Annotated in this window: 20 protein-coding genes and 1 tRNA gene; 11 read left to right on the top strand and 10 right to left on the bottom strand. The window is 69.8% G+C overall.

Annotated elements, in window-relative coordinates:
- Window positions 1-69: 69 nt before the first annotated feature.
- Window positions 70-540: a lipoprotein LpqH gene (locus tag AC1MEY_RS08680; RefSeq protein ID WP_480231372.1), complete on the bottom strand. Its 471-nt coding sequence runs from the start codon at window positions 538-540 to the stop codon at window positions 70-72.
- Window positions 541-801: 261 nt separating this feature from the next.
- Between AC1MEY_RS08680 and AC1MEY_RS08675 the strand changes: the two genes are divergently transcribed.
- Window positions 802-1017, top strand: coding sequence for a hypothetical protein (locus AC1MEY_RS08675; RefSeq protein WP_480231371.1), 216 nt, complete (start codon window positions 802-804; stop codon window positions 1015-1017).
- A 2-nt stretch (window positions 1018-1019) separates the two neighbouring features.
- Window positions 1020-2204, top strand: coding sequence for a winged helix DNA-binding domain-containing protein (locus AC1MEY_RS08670; protein ID WP_480230261.1), 1185 nt, complete (start codon window positions 1020-1022; stop codon window positions 2202-2204).
- On the opposite strand, the gene uvrA is transcribed toward AC1MEY_RS08670, so the two are convergent.
- Window positions 2201-5104, bottom strand: a complete 2904-nt coding sequence (uvrA, locus tag AC1MEY_RS08665; protein WP_480230260.1) for an excinuclease ABC subunit UvrA — start codon at window positions 5102-5104, stop codon at window positions 2201-2203. The genes AC1MEY_RS08670 and uvrA overlap by 4 nt on opposite strands.
- Before the next feature lie 109 nt (window positions 5105-5213).
- Between uvrA and AC1MEY_RS08660 the strand changes: the two genes are divergently transcribed.
- Both AC1MEY_RS08660 and AC1MEY_RS08655 read left to right on the top strand, forming a co-directional pair.
- Complete coding sequence (locus AC1MEY_RS08660; protein ID WP_480230259.1) at window positions 5214-5891, top strand: MBL fold metallo-hydrolase; 678 nt, start codon at window positions 5214-5216, stop codon at window positions 5889-5891.
- A gap of 5 nt (window positions 5892-5896) precedes the next feature.
- Window positions 5897-6397: a DUF427 domain-containing protein gene (locus AC1MEY_RS08655; RefSeq protein WP_480230258.1), complete on the top strand. Its 501-nt coding sequence runs from the start codon at window positions 5897-5899 to the stop codon at window positions 6395-6397.
- A gap of 10 nt (window positions 6398-6407) precedes the next feature.
- Here AC1MEY_RS08655 and AC1MEY_RS08650 read toward each other — a convergent pair whose 3' ends face one another.
- The 4 genes from AC1MEY_RS08650 to AC1MEY_RS08635 all read right to left on the bottom strand — a co-directional run bounded on the left by AC1MEY_RS08650 (window position 6408) and on the right by AC1MEY_RS08635 (window position 10625).
- Window positions 6408-6851, bottom strand: coding sequence for a universal stress protein (locus AC1MEY_RS08650; protein WP_480230257.1), 444 nt, complete (start codon window positions 6849-6851; stop codon window positions 6408-6410).
- A 269-nt stretch (window positions 6852-7120) separates the two neighbouring features.
- A complete protein-coding gene (locus tag AC1MEY_RS08645; protein ID WP_480230256.1) occupies window positions 7121-8752 on the bottom strand; it encodes a UbiD family decarboxylase domain-containing protein in 1632 nt (543 codons plus the stop codon).
- A 10-nt stretch (window positions 8753-8762) separates the two neighbouring features.
- Window positions 8763-9182 (bottom strand): SRPBCC family protein, encoded by a 420-nt coding sequence (locus tag AC1MEY_RS08640; RefSeq protein WP_480230255.1) that lies wholly within the window; start codon window positions 9180-9182, stop codon window positions 8763-8765.
- A 9-nt stretch (window positions 9183-9191) separates the two neighbouring features.
- Window positions 9192-10625 carry a UbiD family decarboxylase gene (locus tag AC1MEY_RS08635; protein ID WP_480230254.1) on the bottom strand — a complete coding sequence of 478 codons (1434 nt, stop codon included), beginning with the start codon at window positions 10623-10625 and terminating at the stop codon, window positions 9192-9194.
- Window positions 10626-10726: 101 nt separating this feature from the next.
- Between AC1MEY_RS08635 and AC1MEY_RS08630 the strand changes: the two genes are divergently transcribed.
- Both AC1MEY_RS08630 and AC1MEY_RS08625 read left to right on the top strand, forming a co-directional pair.
- Window positions 10727-11254, top strand: coding sequence for a TIGR02444 family protein (locus AC1MEY_RS08630; protein WP_480230253.1), 528 nt, complete (start codon window positions 10727-10729; stop codon window positions 11252-11254).
- Window positions 11251-11838 (top strand): UbiX family flavin prenyltransferase, encoded by a 588-nt coding sequence (locus AC1MEY_RS08625; protein WP_480230252.1) that lies wholly within the window; start codon window positions 11251-11253, stop codon window positions 11836-11838. Before AC1MEY_RS08630 ends, AC1MEY_RS08625 begins: the two co-directional genes overlap by 4 nt.
- Window positions 11839-11847: 9 nt before the next feature.
- Here the strand turns inward: AC1MEY_RS08625 and AC1MEY_RS08620 are convergent, their stop codons facing one another.
- Window positions 11848-12699, bottom strand: coding sequence for an acyl-CoA thioesterase (locus AC1MEY_RS08620; RefSeq protein WP_480230251.1), 852 nt, complete (start codon window positions 12697-12699; stop codon window positions 11848-11850).
- A 98-nt stretch (window positions 12700-12797) separates the two neighbouring features.
- On the opposite strand from AC1MEY_RS08620, the gene AC1MEY_RS08615 reads away from it, so the two are divergent.
- Window positions 12798-13289, top strand: coding sequence for a hypothetical protein (locus tag AC1MEY_RS08615; RefSeq protein ID WP_480230250.1), 492 nt, complete (start codon window positions 12798-12800; stop codon window positions 13287-13289).
- Between the two features lie 49 nt (window positions 13290-13338).
- Here the strand turns inward: AC1MEY_RS08615 and AC1MEY_RS08610 are convergent.
- Window positions 13339-13409, bottom strand: a tRNA-Cys gene (locus tag AC1MEY_RS08610).
- 126 nt (window positions 13410-13535) lie between these two features.
- On the opposite strand from AC1MEY_RS08610, the gene AC1MEY_RS08605 reads away from it, so the two are divergent.
- Entirely contained in the window at window positions 13536-14270 is a 735-nt protein-coding gene (locus AC1MEY_RS08605) for an MgtC/SapB family protein (RefSeq protein ID WP_480230249.1), read from the top strand.
- Here AC1MEY_RS08605 and AC1MEY_RS08600 read toward each other — a convergent pair.
- Entirely contained in the window at window positions 14267-15667 is a 1401-nt protein-coding gene (locus AC1MEY_RS08600) for an MFS transporter (RefSeq protein ID WP_480230248.1), read from the bottom strand. The two genes, AC1MEY_RS08605 and AC1MEY_RS08600, sit on opposite strands and share 4 nt — an antisense overlap.
- A gap of 44 nt (window positions 15668-15711) precedes the next feature.
- Entirely contained in the window at window positions 15712-17871 is a 2160-nt protein-coding gene (gene uvrB, locus AC1MEY_RS08595; RefSeq protein WP_480230247.1) for an excinuclease ABC subunit UvrB, read from the bottom strand.
- 70 nt (window positions 17872-17941) lie between these two features.
- On the opposite strand from uvrB, the gene AC1MEY_RS08590 reads away from it, so the two are divergent.
- The 3 genes from AC1MEY_RS08590 to AC1MEY_RS08580 are packed head-to-tail and all read left to right on the top strand — an operon-like array spanning window position 17942 to window position 19376.
- Window positions 17942-18238 carry a hypothetical protein gene (locus AC1MEY_RS08590; protein ID WP_480230246.1) on the top strand — a complete coding sequence of 99 codons (297 nt, stop codon included), beginning with the start codon at window positions 17942-17944 and terminating at the stop codon, window positions 18236-18238.
- An 8-nt stretch (window positions 18239-18246) separates the two neighbouring features.
- Window positions 18247-18753, top strand: coding sequence for a ribonuclease FAU-1 family protein (locus tag AC1MEY_RS08585; protein ID WP_480231370.1), 507 nt, complete (start codon window positions 18247-18249; stop codon window positions 18751-18753).
- A gap of 11 nt (window positions 18754-18764) precedes the next feature.
- Window positions 18765-19376 (top strand): hypothetical protein, encoded by a 612-nt coding sequence (locus AC1MEY_RS08580; RefSeq protein ID WP_480230245.1) that lies wholly within the window; start codon window positions 18765-18767, stop codon window positions 19374-19376.
- Window positions 19377-19379: the final 3 nt, after the last annotated feature.

Below are 19379 nucleotides of genomic sequence, written 5' to 3'. Positions count from 1 at the left end.
CGTGACGGACGCGGAACGACGGAGGGCGGCGGACGCGTCGAGCACGTCCGCCGCCCCGGGAGCGAGCCGTCAGGAGCAGGTCACGGTGATCTCGAACTTCTTCGAGACCATCCCCGCCATCGGGTTGTTCATGTCGGCGCCCTGCGCGTCACCGGTGATCGTGTAGCTGCTGCCGTCGACCGCGACGGCCGCGCTGCCGGTCTTCATGCCGCCCATCTCGGACACCGCGAGTGCGCTGCCGTCGACGACGAGGCCCAGCGACTCGACCTTGGGGGTGGCCTCGTCGGTCATCACGACGCCGAGCCCCTGTGCGCCGCCACCGATGGGTGCGCTGGCGATGTTGATCTTGCCGCCCTGCTTCACGCAGGTGACCGACTTGAGGTCCAGGCCGGCGAGGTCCTTGCCCTCGACCTTGACCTGGGTGCCGCTGCTCGAGCCGCCGTCTCCGGCGGCAGTGGTCTCGGTCTTGTCGTCCGAGCACCCGACCAGCAGCAGGGCCGCTGCAACCAGGCCGATCGTCGCGGTTCCGACTCGCTGCATGCCCATGTTCATGTCTGCTCCTTCGTGTCACGTCGCCCCAGTGGCGTCGTCGTGGAGCAAGTACACGAGGCGCGAATCGCTACCGATCCCAACTATTCGGCGCGGTACGGTGACGGTGTGCCCGACACTCACCCCGTCGATCAGCCCGCCGACGACCCGCACGACGACGACGTGCTGGACGCCGAGGTGGTTCCCGCGGACCAGGTCGAGCCGGGAACGGCACCGGTCGACCTGACGTACGGGCCCGTCTCCACCTCCCCGATGGACACCGGCTACACCGCGGCCGGCGTGCCCACGTTCGACTCGGTGCGGGAGAAGATCGAGACACGGTTCGGCACCGCGATCGGCGCGGCCGAGCTGGCATCGGAGACGCCCGAGGGCCGCAGCGCCGAGGAGCAGTACGAGGCTCGGCAGAAGGCGGCCGCCGACCGGCTGGCGCAGATCCGCGCCGCCATGAAGTCCACCGACGACTCCTGACGGTGCGGCACGTCAGCATCGCCGAGCGGCGGGCCCGGCTGGGACGACGGCACCTCCTCGCGCCGTCCGTCCAGGACGCGGACGCGTCGGTTCCCGCGGTCGCCCACCGGTTCGTGGGACTGCACGCCACCGACCCCGCCACGCCGTATCTGACGCTGTGGGCCCGGGTCCCCGGCTTCCGGGTGGCCGGCCTCGACCACGCAATGTACGAGGCGCGCACCGTCGTCAAGCACCTCGCGATGCGACGGACGCTGTGGGTGGTCGACACCGACGACCTGCCCGCCGTCCAGGCCGCGGCCAGTGACCGCGTCGCGGGCACCGAACGCAGACGTCTAGTGGCCGATCTGGTCAAGGCCGGCATCGCGGCCGACGGCGACGCCTGGCTCGACACGGCGACCGCCGCGGTGCTGGGCCACCTCGCCGAACACCGGCACGCCAGCTCCCGCGAACTGCGGGCGGCGCTGCCGGAGCTGGCGGGCGACTACGATCCGGCGCCCGAAAGGACTTGGGGCGGAATGGGTCCGGTGTCGCCGCGGGTGATGACGGTGATGGGCGTCCGCGGCGACCTGGTCCGCGGTCCCAACGAGGGAACGTGGACGACGTCGCGGCCGCGGTGGCTCGTGCTGTCGGAGTGGCTGGGGTCGAAGCCCGAACCGGTGTCGCCAGACGTGGCGCGGGCCACGCTGATCGCCCGCTGGCTGCGGACGTTCGGCCCCGCCACCGCGATGGACGTGAAGTGGTGGTTCGGCCACACCCTGACGTGGGCGCGCGAGGGCCTGCGCGACGTCGGCGCCGTCGAGGTCGACCTCGAGGGCGGCAGCGCGCCCGGCTACCTGCTGCCCGACGACCTCGAGCCGGAACCGGACGCCGGACCGTGGGGCGCGCTGCTGCCCGGCCTCGACGTCACGACGATGGGCTGGCAGGACCGCGAGTGGTACCTCGGCGGCCACCGCGACCGGGTGTTCGACCGCAACGGCAACGCCGGACCGACCGCGTGGTGGGACGGCCGCGTCGTCGGCGCGTGGGGTCAGGATGCCGGCGGCCGGGTCGTGCTGGCCCTCGCCGAGGACCTGCCGACCGACGCCACGGCCGACCTGAACCGCCGCGCCGCCGCGCTGACGGAGTGGCTCGGCGGCGTGCGGGTCAAGCCGCGCTTCCCGTCACCCCTGTCGAGGTCGGTCGGCTAGGCGCTGACCTTCACCTTGCGCCGCTTCTTCGCGGGCGTCTCCGCGACCGGCAGCATCTCGGCCAGGAAGTGACCGGTGTAGCTGTCCGGGTGCGCGGCGATCTCCTCGGGCGTCCCGGTCGCCACGACGGTGCCGCCGCCGGCGCCACCCTCGGGGCCCATGTCGATGATCCAGTCGGAGGTCTTGATCACGTCGAGGTTGTGCTCGATGACGATGACGGTGTTGCCCTTGTCGACCAGTCCGTTGATGACCTTGAGCAGCTTGCGGATGTCCTCGAAGTGCAGGCCGGTGGTCGGCTCGTCGAGGATGTAGATGGTCCGTCCCATCGACCGCTTCTGCAGTTCGGCGGCCAGCTTCACGCGCTGCGCCTCGCCGCCGGACAGCGTCGGCGCGGGCTGGCCCAGCCGCACGTACCCGAGGCCGACGTCCACCAGCGTCTTCAGGTACCGGTGGATCGACGAGATGGGCTCGAAGAAGTCCGTCGCCTCCTCGATCGACATGTCGAGCACCTCGGCGATGGTCTTGCCCTTGTAGTGCACCTCGAGCGTCTCGCGGTTGTAGCGGGCTCCGTGGCACACCTCGCAGGGCACGTAGACGTCCGGCAGGAAGTTCATCTCGATCTTCAGGGTGCCGTCACCCGAACACGCCTCGCAGCGACCGCCCTTGACGTTGAACGAGAACCGGCCGGGCTGGTAGCCGCGCACCTTCGCCTCGGTGGTGGCCGCGAACAGCGTGCGGATCTTGTCGAACACGCCGGTGTAGGTGGCGGCGTTCGAGCGCGGGGTCCGCCCGATCGGCGACTGGTCGACGCGCACCAGCTTGTCGAGCTGGTCGAGGCCGTTGATCCTGGTGTGCCTGCCCGGCACCTGACGGGCGCCGTTGAGCTTGTTGGCCATCACCGTGGCGAGGATGTCGTTGACCAGCGTCGACTTGCCCGATCCGGAGACGCCGGTGACCGACGTCAGCACGCCCAGCGGGAACGACACGTCCACGTCGTGCAGGTTGTGCTCGCGCGCCCCGACGACGGTGATCTGCCGCTTGCGGTCGATGGGTCGCCGGATCTCCGGCACCGCGATGCTCTCCCGGCCCGAGAGGTAGGCGCCGGTGATCGACTCGCGGTTCTTCAGCAGGTCACGGTAGGTGCCGTTGTGCACGATGTTGCCGCCGTGCTCACCCGCCGCCGGGCCGATGTCGACCACCCAGTCGGCGTGGGCGATGGTGTCGAGGTCGTGCTCGACGACGATCAGCGTGTTGCCCAGGTTGCGCAGGCGCACCAGGGTGTCGATCAGCCGCCGGTTGTCACGCTGATGCAGGCCGATCGACGGCTCGTCGAGGACGTACAGCACGCCGACCAGCCCCGAGCCGATCTGCGTGGCCAGCCTGATCCGCTGCGCCTCGCCACCGGAGAGCGTGCCGGCGGCCCGCGACAGCGACAGGTAGTCCAGTCCCACGTCGAGCAGGAAGCCCAGGCGCGACTGCACCTCCTTGAGCACCTGCCCGGCGATCGCCGTCTCGCGGCTGCCCAGCGTCAACGCGTTCAGGAAGCCCGAACAGTCGGCGATGGACAGCTCACAGACCTGGGCGATGGACTTCGCGCCGAACTCGCCGGCCGTCAGCGACACCGCGAGGATCTCCGGCTTGAGCCGGGTGCCCTGGCAGACCGGGCACGGGACGTCGCGCATGAAGCCCTCGTACCGCTCCTTCATCTGCTCGGACTCGGTCTGCTCCATGCGGCGCTGCAGGAACGCCATGACGCCCTCGAAGTCGGCGTAGTAGGAGCGGGTGCGGCCGTACCGGTTCTTGTACCGGACGTGCACCTGCTCGTCGCACCCCTCGAGGATCGCCTTGCGCGCCTTGACCGGCAGCTTGTTCCACGGGGTGGTCATGTTGAAGCCGAGCGCGTCGCCCAGACCCGACAGCATGCGGGTGAAGTACTCGGCGGACTGGCCCATCGACCACGGTGCGATGGCGCCCTCGCCGAGGGTCATGTCGGGGTCCGGCACCACCAGTTCGGGGTCGACCTCCTTGCGGATGCCGAGGCCGGTGCACTCCGGGCAGGCACCGTACGGCGAGTTGAACGAGAACGACCGCGGCTCGAGATCGTCGACCGCGAGCGGGTGTCCGTTGGGGCACGCCAGCTTCTCGGAGAACCGCTGCTCGCGCTGCGGGGTGTCCTCGTCCTGGTCGACGAACTCCAGCACCACGATGCCGTCGGCGAGGCCGAGCGCCGTCTCGACGGAGTCGGTGAGCCGCTGCTTCGACGACGCCTTGACGGTGAGGCGGTCGACGACCACCTCGATGTCGTGCTTCTCCTGCTTCTTGAGCTTCGGCGGATCGGTGAGCGGGTGCACCACGCCGTCGACCCGCACGCGGCTGTAGCCCTGGGTGTTCAGCTTGTCGAACAGGTCGACGAACTCGCCCTTGCGGGTGCGGACCACGGGCGCGAGCACCTGGAAGCGGGTGCCCTCCTCCATCGCGAGGACCTGGTCGACGATCTGCTGCGGCGTCTGCCGCGCGATCCGCTCACCACACACCGGGCAGTGCGGCGTGCCGGCGCGGGCGTAGAGCAGACGGAGGTAGTCGTAGACCTCGGTGATGGTGCCGACGGTCGAACGCGGGTTGCGGTTGGTGGACTTCTGGTCGATCGACACCGCGGGCGACAGGCCCTCGATGAAGTCGACGTCGGGCTTGTCCATCTGGCCGAGGAACTGCCGCGCGTAGGCCGACAGCGACTCGACGTAGCGACGCTGACCCTCCGCGAAGATGGTGTCGAACGCGAGCGACGACTTGCCGGAACCGGACAGGCCCGTGAAGACGATCATCGCGTCCCGCGGCAGGTCCAGGTCGATTCCGCGCAGGTTGTGCTCGCGTGCACCCTTGACGATCAGGCGGTCGGCCAACTGATGGGTCTCCTGTTTCTCATGACTCTCCGCACCGCAGAGAGCTGTCCGCGCACATGCTATGTCCACCCACCGACACGTCTCTGCCGCGCCCGCTACCGTGGCAGACATGACTGCCGTCACCGACGACTACACCGGACACGTCGACACCGGAGCCGCTGCCCGGCGCACGTTGCCCGGCGCCACCATCGTCAAGACGTCGGTGGGCCAGATGGACAACAATTCCTACCTGGTCACGTGTTCCCACACTGGGCAGTCGCTACTCATCGACGCGGCCAACGATGCGCCCGTCCTCCTGGACCTCGTCGAACGCTACGCGCCCCGACTCGTCCTCATCGTCACCACTCACCAGCACCCCGATCACTGGATGGCCCTCGAGGAGGTCGCGACCGCGACCGGCGTGCCCACCGCCGCGCACGAACTCGACGCCGGGCCGCTGCCCGTGACGCCCTCGCGGATGCTGGCCGACGGCGACACCGTCGAGATCGGCGACCTGCGCCTCGACGTCATCCACCTCCGCGGCCACACCGAGGGCTCGGTCGCGCTGGCGCTCGGCGGACCTGCCACCGACGGCGCGGTCCACCTCTTCACCGGCGACTGCCTCTTCCCCGGCGGCGTCGGCAAGACGTGGCGCGACGGCGACTTCGAGCGACTCCTGGACGACGTCGGCAGCAAGGTGTTCGACGTCTACCCGGACTCGACGATCGTGTACCCCGGCCACGGTGACGACACGACCCTAGGCGCCGAGCGGCCACACCTCGGCGAGTGGCGCGAGCGGGGCTGGTGACGACGATGAGTCCATGGCCCACACCAGACAAGCCGGGCCCAGGCCAGGAATCGGTCTGGGACTACCCGCGGCCGCCGCGCCTCGAGGAGTTCCGCGGCTCAATCACCGTCGAACTCGGCGGCGAGACGATCGCCACGACCGATCGCGGCTGGCGGGTCCTCGAGACCAGCCACCCGCCGACCTATTACGTGCCGGCGGGCGCGTTCGCGCCGGGCACGCTGCGCGAGACCGCCGGTTCGTCGTGGTGCGAGTGGAAGGGTCAGGCCAGCTACTACGACCTGGTGACCCCCGCCCGAACCGCCGAACGCTCGGGTTGGACGTACCTCGCGCCGACGCGCGGCTTTACGCCGATCGCCGGCGCCATCGCGGTCATGGCGTCTCAGGTCGACCGGTGCACGGTCAACGGCGAAGAGGTACGGCCACAACCGGGCGGTTTCTACGGCGGCTGGGTCACCAGTTGGGTGACCGGGCCGTTCAAGGGGATTCCGGGCTCGATGGGCTGGTAGCCCACCGGAACTAGGACGTGTGGACGATGAGCACGTCGGTCTGGGACCGACGGGCGACGTTCGCCGGAACCGAGCCCAGCAGGCGTCCGGCGATCGTGCTCAGGCCGACGTTGCCGACGACCAGCAGATCGGCCTTGACCTCCCCGGCGAGTTCGACGAGGGCGTCGACGGGGGCGCCGACGATCGCGCGCTCCTCGACGTTCTCGGCGCCGGCCGCGTGGGCGCGGTCACGGGCCTCGCGCAGGATCGCGTAGATCGGTGCGTTGCCGGACATCTTGTAGCCCTCGTCCTTGAGGACGTCCGCGGCACGCTGGTCCTCGTTCTGCGGGAAGTAGGCCGTGGTGACGATCAGCTTGGCGCCCGAACCCGCGGCGATCGAGCCCGCGCGATCGACTGCGCGCAGCGACGAATCCGAGCCGTCCGTTCCGACAACCACGGTGGTGTAGCCGCTCATGCATGCCCTCCAAGTATCGATTCCAACGCCACCCGAGACCCTAACCCGTCACCCCGCGAGCGGGGGCTGATTCGCCCGGATGACGGGCGTTCTACCGGCACCGATGGTAACCGGCGGGGGCACCGGACCTCCCCCATTGGTGACGAAACGTACCCGTGGCGAGTCGTGCCACCCGGGTCGCAGCGCCCCCGGGTACGTGACGCGGGTCATCACCGGCGTCGCGAGCGCGGAATCATCGTGTCCGTCAACGGCATTCGACGGGGGTCGGATCACTCCCGGTGCCGCGGGTCGAAGTTGTGCGGTGGACCCTCCCCCACGTCGACGGCAAAGTCGGTGTCGGAGAACGTATAGCGGTACCACGGCTCGTCGTCGCACCGCCCCAGCTGGTGGCGCAGATTGCTGAACGCACCGTAGACGACGCGGTAGGACTGTCCGTTGTACTGCTGGAGGATCTCCTTCCACGTCCTTGGCGCGGCGCGGATGAACGCGGCCATGTCGGCCGTCAGCTCGTCCTCCGACATCGCGACGACGCCGGGCGGCGGGTCACCGAGTTCGAAGACCGTGCTGCGGTCGAAGTGCGAGCGCACGAACTTCGGGCTGATCGGGATGGTGCAGTCGAGTCCGATCTTCGACGCGGTGCCGGGCGCGGCGTCCTCGGCGATCATCGGGTCGACGGTCATCGTGTTGCCGCTGCCGATGGTGACCGTGTCGAGGTGCGGCATGTACCGGAACGCCATCGCGAACTGCACGGCGTTGTCGTCCCATATGTCGACGTCCTCGTCGAACACCATGGCGATCTTCGGCAGTCCCTGCTTGGAACAGGTCAGCATCACGCCGAGCGCCTGCTTCGAATCACCCGCGCCGCGCGTCCGGATCTTCGCGTAGGCGATGTTCGACAGTCCGCCCAGTGGAGCGCGGACCTCCTTGACGTCGATGCCGGCCATCGCGAGTCCCCCGTAGAGGTCGGACTCGATCATGGGCAGCTGCAGCATGTTGTCGGTGTACCAGGGGTGCGTGCCGCCGATGGTGGCGTGCTGGAAGATGCCGCCCCTGCGGAACGTCATCGCCTTGACCACCGCGCGGAAGTTGGCTTTGATTCCGCCGCCGTACATTCCGGTGAATTCCCCGTACGGGCCCTCGTCGTGGGTGAGTCCCTCGGTGGCCATCAGTTCGCACTCGATGACGATCTCGGCGTTGGCGGGCACCAGCAGGTCGATGGTCTCGCACTTGACCAGCTTGGCCGGATGTCCGTAGAAGTTGCCGAGCACCTCGAAGTCGTCGGTACCGGGTGGGACGCCCGTCAGCGCGGCCACCTTGTCCACCAGTGGGCCCCCGAGCACGATCGCCAGTTCCAGGTTGTGCCCCTTGGCCTGGGCCGCCTGTGCGTTCAGCCGCGCACGATGCGACGTGCACGTCATGTCGAACATCTTCTCGTTCTTCGTCCGGAACATGCTGCGATAGATGCCCCAGTCGTAGACGCCGGTGTCCGGGTGCTTGCTGACCACCAAGTTGTCGTTCGTGTACGCGTGCCCGTCACGGTCGTGGTGCAGGAAGAGCGGCAGCCGCGTCAGATCGACGTCGTCGCCGGTGAGGATGACCTCCTTGCACGGCGCGGTCTCGACCACCTCCGGCGGGATGCGGCCCTTGCCGAGTTCGACCATGCGGCGGCCGGTTTCGCTCTTGTCGCACCCCAGCGCCCAGGCCGTCTGATCCTGGTTGGAATACGCGTTGGCGAGGAACTGGAACTCGCAGTCGGTGACCTTCTCCACCAGCACGGCGGTCAACGGGTGCGCCTCCATGACCGCGGGCAGTTCGTCGACGCGCTTCTCCTCGGTGACGCGGACCAGCAGACCCGCCTTCTCCATGTCCTCGACGAACTCACTCAGGCTCTGCTGCGGCACGATCGGCCCCTCACTCGAATGCCGGTGCGGCGTCGCCGGTCTCGACGTAGTCGCGGAGGTGGTGCAGGAGCACGCCCCACGTCGTGTTGCACTTGCGGAAGTTCCCGTGGGTGCCCGGCCATCCGGCATGGCGGAGTTCCACGACCGTGCGGTCGCCGGCGGGACCGATCGTGAACGTCGCCGTGGTGCCCACCGAGTCGCCCGGCCCGCCGGTGCAGCGCCAGTCCACCCGGGTGGGTGCGTCCGATGCGACCACCTCCCAGACGAATTCGGGATGGCCGGCGTAGGGGAACACCCATTCCGTGCCGATCTCGCCGGTGCCGCGCGCACCGGGCGCGTGCCAGGCCCTGATCCCGTCCACGGTGGTCAACGCCGCGTACACCTGCTCGGGTGATCCCTGGATCCTGATCTCGTGGTCGATCTCGGGCACGTCGGTCTCCTAGCTGCCGTGGTGGTCGAGTTCGGGGAAGTCGTAGTCCCGCCAGCCGGGCACGTCGGCCACCTCGACGAACTCCTTGCCGTGCTCGGCCACCGACGGCCCGCAGGCGTCACCGGCCACCCTGATGACGGTCCCGTACGGGTAGGTCGCGTCGATCCCCAGCGCGGAACCGGTGCGCTGATCCAGCGGAATCGAGTCGGGGATCGACGGATCGAGCGGTCCCGCACCGAGCCCGTCGACGACGATGACGTCGCGTGCGGGCTGACTGCGGAACGACACGGCCCACTCGACCTGTTCGGAGTCCTGGACGTCGATGTCGGGGTCCACCACGATGACGGTCTTGGGCCGCACGTTGGTGGACATCGCCGCGAGGATCGCCGCACGCGCCTCGCCGGCGTACCGGGGGCGCATCGCGATCACGACGTAGAAGGACACGCCGCCCGACTGCGGGATCGCGACCCGTTCGATGGTCGGGAACTGCTGACGCATCATCTGCAGGAACGACGCCTCGAAGGCCAGTTGCTTGAGGGTGTGGTTCTCGGTCGGCGGGACACCGGTGAGCAGTGCCTGGAAGTAGGCGCCGTTGCGGTGCGTGATCGCGGTCGGTCGCGCGATCGGCTTCATCGACGCCGGCGTGTAGTAACCGGTGTACTCCCCCAGCGGTCCCTCCATCACCGTGGTGTCGAACACGACCTCGAACTCGATGACGAACTCCGCGTGCGCGGGCACCTCGACGTCGATCGTCCGGCACCGCACCAGCTCGACGGGCGCACCCCGGAGCCCGCCCGCGACCTCGAAGTCGTCGGTGTCGTCCGGCACCTGGATGGGGCCCGTGTAGGCCAGCATGGGGTCCACGCCGATCACCAGCGCGGCGTGAAAGGTCTTGTCGCCGCGCGCCACCGCCTTCGCCATGTTCTTGCCGAAGCGGTGGAACGGCTGGGCCATGAACGACAGCGTGCGTGCGTCGATGATCTCGAAGCGGTAGTGGCCGATGTCGGGGATCCCGGTCTCGGGATCGCGGCTCACCACGATGCCCGGTGTGATGTACGGGCCGCCGTCGTCGGGGCTGTACCTCGGCACCGGCAACGTCGTGAGATCGACGTCGTCGCCGAGGATCACGTTCTCGTGGACCGGGCCGTCGTCGACCACGACGGGCGGGATGCGGTGCGACAGGCCGTTCAGGATGTGCGGGACGACGGTGTCCTCGTCGCATCCGAAGGCGATGAGCGCCTTGGCACGCGAGTTGTACACGCCGCCGACCAACGGGAAGTCCGTTCCGTTGTCGGTGAATACGATCGCCGGTCCCGCCACCGACGCGCTCTTGCGCATGGCCTTCGCCACCTCGAGTTCCGGTGCGACGTGACGGTCGACGTCGATCAGCTCGCCCCGGGCCCGCAGCGCGTCGAGGAACTCGCGGAAATCCTGGAACGCCATGGTGGGATGCCCCATACTCTCTGCGTGAAGGTGGCGAGCAAATACAAGAACTACCGTGCCAAGATCACGGTGGCAAGGGGTTGGTTCCCCGAAGCCGCCCGATGAGCGGCCGCGCCGGCTTCACCGACTTCGCGCTCGATCTCTACGGCTCCGCCGGCGTCTCCCCGGCGTGCCTGCTGCTGCAGGAGCGACGCGCCGTGGACGTGAACCTCGTCCTGTTCGCGGCCTACGTCGGCGCCCACCGGGGGCGGCCGCTGACCGCGGCGGACCTCGCGCGCGTGGCCGCGAGCGTCCGGCCCTGGCAGGACGAGGTGGTCGTGCCCCTGCGCCGGATGCGCCGTCGTCTCGCCGACGGACCCGAGCCCGCACCCACCGCAGCGACGACCGCCCTGCGGGACCGGATCAGGGGCGTCGAACTCGACGCGGAGATGATCGAACTCGAGCATCTGCGCGGGCACGCCGAGGCCCTGGTCGACGACGGACCACGTGACTCTCCGTCCACGGGCGAACGGACGTCGGCGGCCATCGACCTGGCCCTGGGCGGTGCGGGTCCGGCCGGCGACGAGCGCGCTGCCGTCGACGTGATCGCCTCGGCCGCAGTGGAATTGGCGGGACGGTGCCCGTCGTGACGCGGCGGGTGATCGTCGCCATCACCGGAGCCTCGGGGGCGATCTACGGCGTCCGGGCCCTCGAGCAGTTGCAGAAGGTCTCCGACGTCGAGACGCACGCCATCGTCACCCCGTCGGCGCACCGCACCATCGCCCACGAGACCGACTACCGCCCCGAGGATATCCGCGACCTGGCCGACCACCTGCACCACCCGAGGGACATCGGCGCGGCGGTGTCGTCGGGATCGTTCGTGACGGCGGGCATGCTCGTCGCGCCGTGCTCGGTGAAGACGCTCAGCGGAATCGCCAACAGCTACGGCGACGAACTGGTGGTCCGCGCCGCGGACGTGTGCCTCAAGGAACGCCGGCGCGTGGTCCTGCTGTTGCGGGAGACGCCCTTTCACGCCGGCCACATCGATCTGATGGCCCGGGCCACGGCCAACGGCGCGATCGTGATGCCACCGGTGCCCGCGTTCTACGCGATGCCCACGACCATCGACGACATCGTCGACCAGACCGTCGGCCGGGCGCTCGAACTGCTCGACGTGGCAGTGCCCGGCATCAAGCGGTGGGACGGCAGATCGGTGCTGCCCGACGACGGCTGAGCCGCGTGGTCACCCGCGGCCGAAGTACAGCTCCTGGGTGGCGATGCAGACCAGCTGCCCCGCCCGGTTGTACATCGTCGACGTGGCGAGACCGCGCCCGTCCAGGCCGCTCGGCGAGAACTGGTCCGACAGCACCCAGTCGTCCAGGTCGATCGGCCGGTGGAACCACAGCGCGTGGTCGATCAGCGCGTTGAAGGTGCTGATCGCCGTGGCGCGCCGCATCACCAGGGCCGTCTCGAGCATCGTCGTCCCCGAGAGGTAGGTCAGCAGGCAGCTGTGCAGCACGGGGTCCGGCGCCACCGACTCGATGGGCCGCCACCACAGCCGCACGCGGGGGGACGGCTCGGGGAAGTCGACGGCCAGCCGCGGGGGCGGGTCGACGTACCGGAGGTCGAAAGGCTGCGGCCGCACCCAGTACCCGCCGAACTCGTCGCCGTAGCTGCCGAGCTGGTCCTGCACCGGCGGCAGCGCCTCCGGGGCGGGCACGTCGGGCATGGCGATCTGGTGCTGGTCGCCGCCGACCGCGGTACTGAACGACGCGAGCGCCTCGAGCAGCACGACACCGCCCTGGCTCGCCGTCACCTTGCGGGTGGAGAGCGTCCCGCCGTCGCGGGATCGGACCACCTCGAAGTCCACCGGATGGCGGGCGTCGCCCGCGCGCAGGTAGTAGACGTGGATGCTGTGCGGCAACCGTCCCGGTGTCGTCCGGCTCGCCGCCATGAGCGCCTGGCCCGCGATGTGCCCGCCGACGATGTGGTGCGCCGGGTTGTCCATCTGGTCGGCCACGAAGTGGTCGTCGTCGACCTGGTCGACCTGCAGGGTGGTGATCACGTCGGACAGCGACGGCGATGGGAAGCTCACGGCGGCATCATGCCGCAGCGCGATCACGGACCCGCAGCCACGTGCTCCCGACGGCCGAACATTTCGCCCTGGTGGTTAGGCCAGCTAAGCTGGGCGGCATGTCGTCCATCAGAGCAGCGGTCGCCGGGGCCCTGGCCGTCGCCGGTCTGTGGGCGGGTGCCGCGGTCGCCAACGCCGAACCCACGCCTGCGCCCGCGCCGCCGCCCGCACCCAAGACCACCATCGAGGGCAACGGCACCTACCAGGTCGGCGTCGACATCGCGCCCGGCGTGTACAAGTCCGCGGGCCCGATCGACGGCGGCGCCTGCTACTGGAAGCGCCTCAACGGCGACGCGATGGTCGACAACGGGCTGACGAAGAAGGCGCCGGTGGTCACCATCGACCCCACCGACACGACGTTCCGCACCAGCGACTGCCAGACCTGGCAGATGACCGACTGCTCGCAGGTCGACTGCAAGGGCCCCAGCGGCCTGCCGCCCGGCGCCCTCGGACCGCTGCTGAGCATCCTCGGCGGCCAGATCAATCCCGGCGCCACCGCGCCCGGTCCGCCGCCGGCCTCCGCCGCGCCGGCACCCGCACCCGCGGGCTGAGCCCCTTCGACGAGCGATGGGCACCGCCGAAGCGGTGCCCATCGATGCGAGCGAGTGACGGGATTCGAACCCGTGTGAACGGCTTTGCAGGCCGGTGCCTAGCCACTCGGCCACACCCGCATCGACACTGACGATGCCAGCGCCGGCCACCGGCCACCACCCTTTCGCTCGCGATGATCGCTCGACCCGACGAGCGGCTCCACGACTGCGGCGTGCGATCGGCCGCCGCGCGATAGCTTGTTCGGCATGCTGCAGTGGTTGGCCGATCCCCCGTTCTTCGGCGGACCGGGCCAGGGAACGCGTCAGATCGTGGAACTGTTCGTCGCCTTCGGGCTGACGGCGCTGATCGGCCTGGAACGCGAGGTGCAGGGCAAGAGCGCCGGCCTGCGCACCCAGACCATCGTCGGCACCGCGTCGGCGCTGATCCTGCTCGTCAGCAAGTACGGCTTCCAGGACGTGCTGACCCCCGACCTGGTGGTGGTCGACCCGTCCCGCGTCGCCGCCCAGATCGTCTCCGGCATCGGCTTTCTCGGCGCGGGCATCATCATCTTCCGGCGCGGCTCGGTGCACGGGCTGACCACCGCGGCCGCCGTCTGGGAGTCCGCGGCGATCGGCATGGCCGCGGGCTCGGGCCTGCTGCTGCTCGCGTGCACCGTGACGGCCATGCACTTCATCATCATCCTGGGATTCATGCCCGTGGCGCGACGCCTGGCGTCCCGGTTGAGCGGCGCCATCACGCTGCACATCACCTACGAGGACGGCAGCGGCGTACTACGCCGGATCCTGGAGGCGTGCAGTCGACGCAACTGGCAGCTGACCGAACTGGCGGCCGACCCGGTGGGTGAACCGCTCGGGGCGCCCGACGGGCACGTCGGCGTCCAGGTGACGCTGACCGGGTCCGGCATCCTGCGCGCCCCGATGCTGCTCGCCGACGTCGACGGCGTCTCGGGTGTCCGCCAGCTCGACGACGATCCGGACTAGACGCGGCCCCGGGCCGCCCGCGACGACGCCACCAGGCCCACCACGGCCAGCACCGCGAACGACCCGAACAGCCACCGCGCCGCCGTGGCGTCACCGCGCTCGGTGGCGTTGACCACGACACCGGCCAGGCCCGCGCCGAACGCCCCGCAGATGAGCTGCACGGTGCTGATCGCCGCCGCGGCGGTCCGCCCCTCGACGGGATCCTCGGCCGAACCCATCGCCCATGCCGACAGGTGGGGCCACGCCGTACCGACCCCGATGCCGGTGATGAACAGGGCGACGACCCACACGCCGACCACGCCGACGCCGGCCCCGTCGACCTGGCTCACCGCGGCGAAGGTGAGGCCCACCGCCATGATCAGCGGCGTGCCGGCGACCAGACGCGCGACGAGCCGCTCGCTGCTCAGGGAGGCACTCGAGATCTCGCTGACCGTCCAGCCGATCGACAGCGCCACCGCCAGGAAGCCCGCGGCGACGGGCGCGAGCCCCGCCAGCCGCTGACCGAACAGCGGCACGTACATGTCGACCATGGTCGCCGCCATCAGCAGCCCGAGCGTCAGGTAGATCCACTTCAGCGGGCCCGGCCGGAAGGCGCCTGCGGGCAGCACCGTCGCCGACGCGCGGCGGTCGACGATCAGGAACGCCCCCACCAGTGCGACGCCGAGGGCCAGCAGACCCGCGGTCAGCGCGGCGGTCCGGACGATGCCCGCCACGCTGATCGTCAGTGCCGCCGACCCGAGCAGCAGCAGTGACCACACCGGCACGCGGCTGACCGTCTCCGCCGCCGCTCGTCCGCCCGTTCGTCCCGGCAGCGCGAACGGCACCACCACCGCGACCAGGACGGTGAGGACGGCCAGCGCCGCGAACGCCCACCGCCACGACGCATACTGCGCGAACAGGCCGCCGGACGCCGGCCCGAGGATGGTGCCCACGCCCCACATCGCGGAGACGAGCGCGGACGCCCTGGTCCACAACGATTGCGGGAGAACGGAATTGATGACTGCGTAGCCCAGACCGGCGAGCAGCCCACCTGCGGCGCCCTGCACCATCCGACCGGCGAGGAGCACCTCCATGGTCGGCGCCAGCATGCAGACGGCGCTGCCGGCCGCGAAGACGCCGAGCCCCACCAGATAGGACCAGCGCGGCCCGAGCCGCGACAGCGTCGAGCTGACGGTGGTCGCCATGACCACCGAGGCGACCAGGTAGACCGTCGTCACCCACGCGTAGTACCGCTGGCCGCCGATCTCGGCCACGGCGCTGGGCAACAGGCTGATGGTGAGGAACTCGTTGGTCGCGTACAGCGCGACGCCGCCGGCGAGCACCGTCGATGCGCCGAGGTACCTCGGCCCGAGAAGAGCACGCCAGCCGGTCGGCGCTGCTGCCGCGGTTCTCGTCATCGGCCCTACGTTAGGAACTCAACCGCCGTTGAGGTCAAGCCGACCTACTTCAGGCCGGCGGCGTCCATGCCGCGCAGTTCCTTCTTCAGGTCGGCGATCTCGTCGCGGATGCGGCCCGCGAGTTCGAACTGCAGGTCGCGCGCCGCGGTCATCATCTGCGCCGTCATGTCCTTGATGAGGTCGGCCAGTTCGGCGCGCGGCATCGACTTGGTGTCGCGACCCTCGTAGACGCCGGCGCTGACGGCGCGGCCCGGCTCGCCCTGCGCCCGCCGTCCGCGCGAGGCGTTGCGGCCCGAGCCCCCGACGTCGATGGTCTCGGTGTCGTCGGCCTCGCGGTAGACCTGATCCAGGATGTCGGCGATCTTCTTGCGCAACGGCTGCGGGTCGATGCCGTGGGCCTCGTTGTAGGCGACCTGCTTGGCCCGACGGCGATCGGTCTCGTCGATGGCCTCGCGCATCGAGTCGGTGATCTTGTCCGCGTACATGTGCACCTCGCCCGACACGTTGCGCGCCGCGCGGCCGATGGTCTGGATGAGGCTGCGCGTCGATCGCAGGAACCCCTCCTTGTCGGCGTCGAGGATCGACACCAGCGACACCTCGGGAAGGTCGAGACCCTCGCGCAACAGGTTGATGCCAACCAGCACGTCGTACTCGCCGAGGCGGAGCTGCCGGAGCAGCTCGACGCGGCGCAGGGTGTCGACCTCGGAGTGCAGGTACCGCACCCGGATGCCCGTCTCCAGCAGGTAGTCGGTGAGGTCCTCCGCCATCTTCTTCGTGAGCGTGGTGACCAGCACGCGCTCGTCGAGTTCGGTGCGCTTGCGGATCTCGCCGATCAGGTCGTCGATCTGGCCCTTGGTGGGCTTCACGACGATCTTCGGGTCGATCAGGCCGGTGGGCCGGATGACCTGCTCGACGAACTCACCGCCGGCCTGGCTGAGTTCGAACGCGCCGGGCGTGGCGGAGAGGTAGACGGTCTGGCCGATCCGGTCGGCGAACTCCTCCCACGTCAGCGGGCGGTTGTCGACGGCCGACGGGAGGCGGAAGCCGAAGTCGACGAGGTTGCGCTTGCGGGACATGTCGCCCTCGTACATGCCACCGATCTGCGGCACGGTCACGTGCGACTCGTCGATCACCAGGAGGAAGTCCTCCGGGAAGTAGTCGATCAGCGTGGCCGGCGCCGTGCCCGCGCCACGCCCGTCGATGTGGCGGGAGTAGTTCTCGATGCCCGAGCAGAAGCCGACCTGCTTCATCATCTCGAGGTCGTAGTTGGTGCGCATCCGCAGCCGCTGCGCCTCCAGCAGCTTGCCCTGCCCCTCCAGTTCGGCCAGGCGGTCCTCGAGTTCCTTCTCGATGCTGGAGATGGCCTGCGCCATCCGCTCGGGCCCGGCCACGTAGTGCGTGGCGGGGAAGATCCGCAGCGAGTCGACCTTGCGGACGATGTCGCCGGTGAGCGGATGCAGGTAGTAGAGCGCCTCGATCTCGTCGCCGAAGAACTCGATGCGGACCGCGAGTTCCTCGTACGCCGGGATGATCTCGACGGTGTCGCCGCGGACCCGGAACGAGCCACGCGTGAACGACATGTCGTTGCGGGTGTACTGGACGTCGACCAGCAGCCGCAGCAGTGCGTCGCGCGGCACCTCCTGACCGACCTGCAGCTCGACCGACCGGTCCATGTAGGACTGCGGCGTGCCGAGACCGTAGATGCACGACACCGACGCCACCACCACGACGTCGCGCCGGGACAGCAGGCTCGACGTCGCCGAGTGCCGCAGCCGCTCGACGTCGTCGTTGATCGAGCTGTCCTTCTCGATGTAGGTGTCCGTCTGCGCGATGTACGCCTCGGGTTGGTAGTAGTCGTAGTACGAGACGAAGTACTCGACCGAGTTGTTGGGCAACATGTCCCGCAACTCGTTGGCGAGCTGCGCGGCGAGCGTCTTGTTGGGCGCCATCACCAGCGTGGGACGCTGCAGCCGCTCGATGAGCCACGCCGTGGTGGCCGACTTGCCGGTACCGGTGGCGCCGAGCAGCACGACGTCGCGCTCGCCCGCCCGGATGCGCCGTTCGAGGTCTTCGATGGCGGCCGGCTGATCGCCCGCGGGCTCGTACTCGCTGACCACGTCGAAGCGGTTGCCGGACCGGACCATCGACTCCACGGGACGGTGCTCCGAGTGCGCGAGCACCGGGTGTTCTGTCGCGAAGGCCATGGTCACAGGGTAAGCACCGACTACGACAAGTTCATTCCCGCCGCCCCCTCGCACGCGCTACCGTGACGCCGTGCGCGAACCCGTGCGGATCGCCCTGCGGCTGCTGGGCGCGGTGCTGCTGGTGCTCAGCCTGGCCTGCGCGGTCCTGCTGGTGTGGCCCGGCCCGGGCCGGGTGGCCGAGATCATGGGCGTGACGTGCGGCGACGGCGGTCTGGGCCCGTCACACCGGTGCGGGTGGCTCGACGCGGCCCTCCTGCTGTGGAGCGGCGTCACCGGCGGTCTGCTCGCCGGTTTCGTGCTGCGGATGCTGACCCGCCCGGAGGGCAGCCGACCGTTCGTGATCGATCTCTCCCGGCTGCGACGGTGACGGGCCCGGTGCACCCGCCCAAACGGGAGGTCTTCGACGTAGGCAACCGGACCAACACCGACCCCAAGGGCATCGTCCGCGCCGTCGACGTCTACGACGTCCGGCCCTGGGGCCTCTACATGGCCAGGCCGACACCCGGGCGCGCCCAGTTCCACTACCTCGAGTCGTGGCTGCTGCCGTCCCTCGACCTGCGGGCGTCGGTCTTCCACTTCAGCCCCGGTCACGAGCGGGACCAGGACTTCTACCTCGACGTCGGTCGATACACCGTCGACGGCGACGTCTGGCACGCCGAGGACCACTATCTGGACCTCGTCGTCCGGACCGGTCGCGGGGTCGGGATCACCGACGTCGACGAGTTGCTGGAAGCGCGCGCCGAGGGTCTGCTCGACCCCGCGTCCGCCGAACGAGCGGTACACACCGCCGTCCGGACCGTCGACGGTCTGGCCCGGCACGACTATGACCTGGGGCGGTGGCTGAACGGTCACGACATGGTCCTGACGTGGCGGTCGGCGTAATGTCGTTGATCATGAGAACCGGCACGAGTGGATGGTTCGCGGTGTGTGCTGCGGCCGTCCTGGCGATCGGGGCACAGGCGGGCGCCCCGACCGCATCGGCAGACCCCGAGTCGCCCCCGCCCCCACCGGGTGCTCAGCAGGAGGCGGCGGACCTCCCAGCGGCTGACGCCGCCCCCCAGTTCGGTCCCGGACCGCACAACGTCGTCTACCGAGCGCGCGTCGACGGCGTCTCACGCGGCGCGACGATCACCTACAAGATGTCCGACACCGAGTTCAACACGGCGGTGCCGACCATGGTGCCGGGCCGCACGTTCGAGGCGACGGGCGTCGTGTCCGACCCTCAGCAGGCCGGCATGCAGGTGTCGATCCAGTGGCCGTACTCGGCGAGCCTGCACTGCGACATCTTGGTCGACGACCAGGTGGTGGCGCAGGCGGACCAGTTCGTGGCGCCCCGCTTCACGCCGCAGCGCAACGACCCCGGCTACGGCGTGCTCAGCTGTGGCTCGGTGACGAACTTCCCGCAGGGCAACACCGCGACCGTCGACGGGCCGCCCCCGGGTGCCGAGCCGCCCGCGCCGGCCGACCCGAACACCGCACCCCCCGCCGCCGCTCCCCTGGCCTGATCC

This window comes from Mycobacterium sp. PTI7, from assembly GCF_056679845.1.
This window is presented reverse-complemented; position numbering and strand designations above follow the sequence as displayed.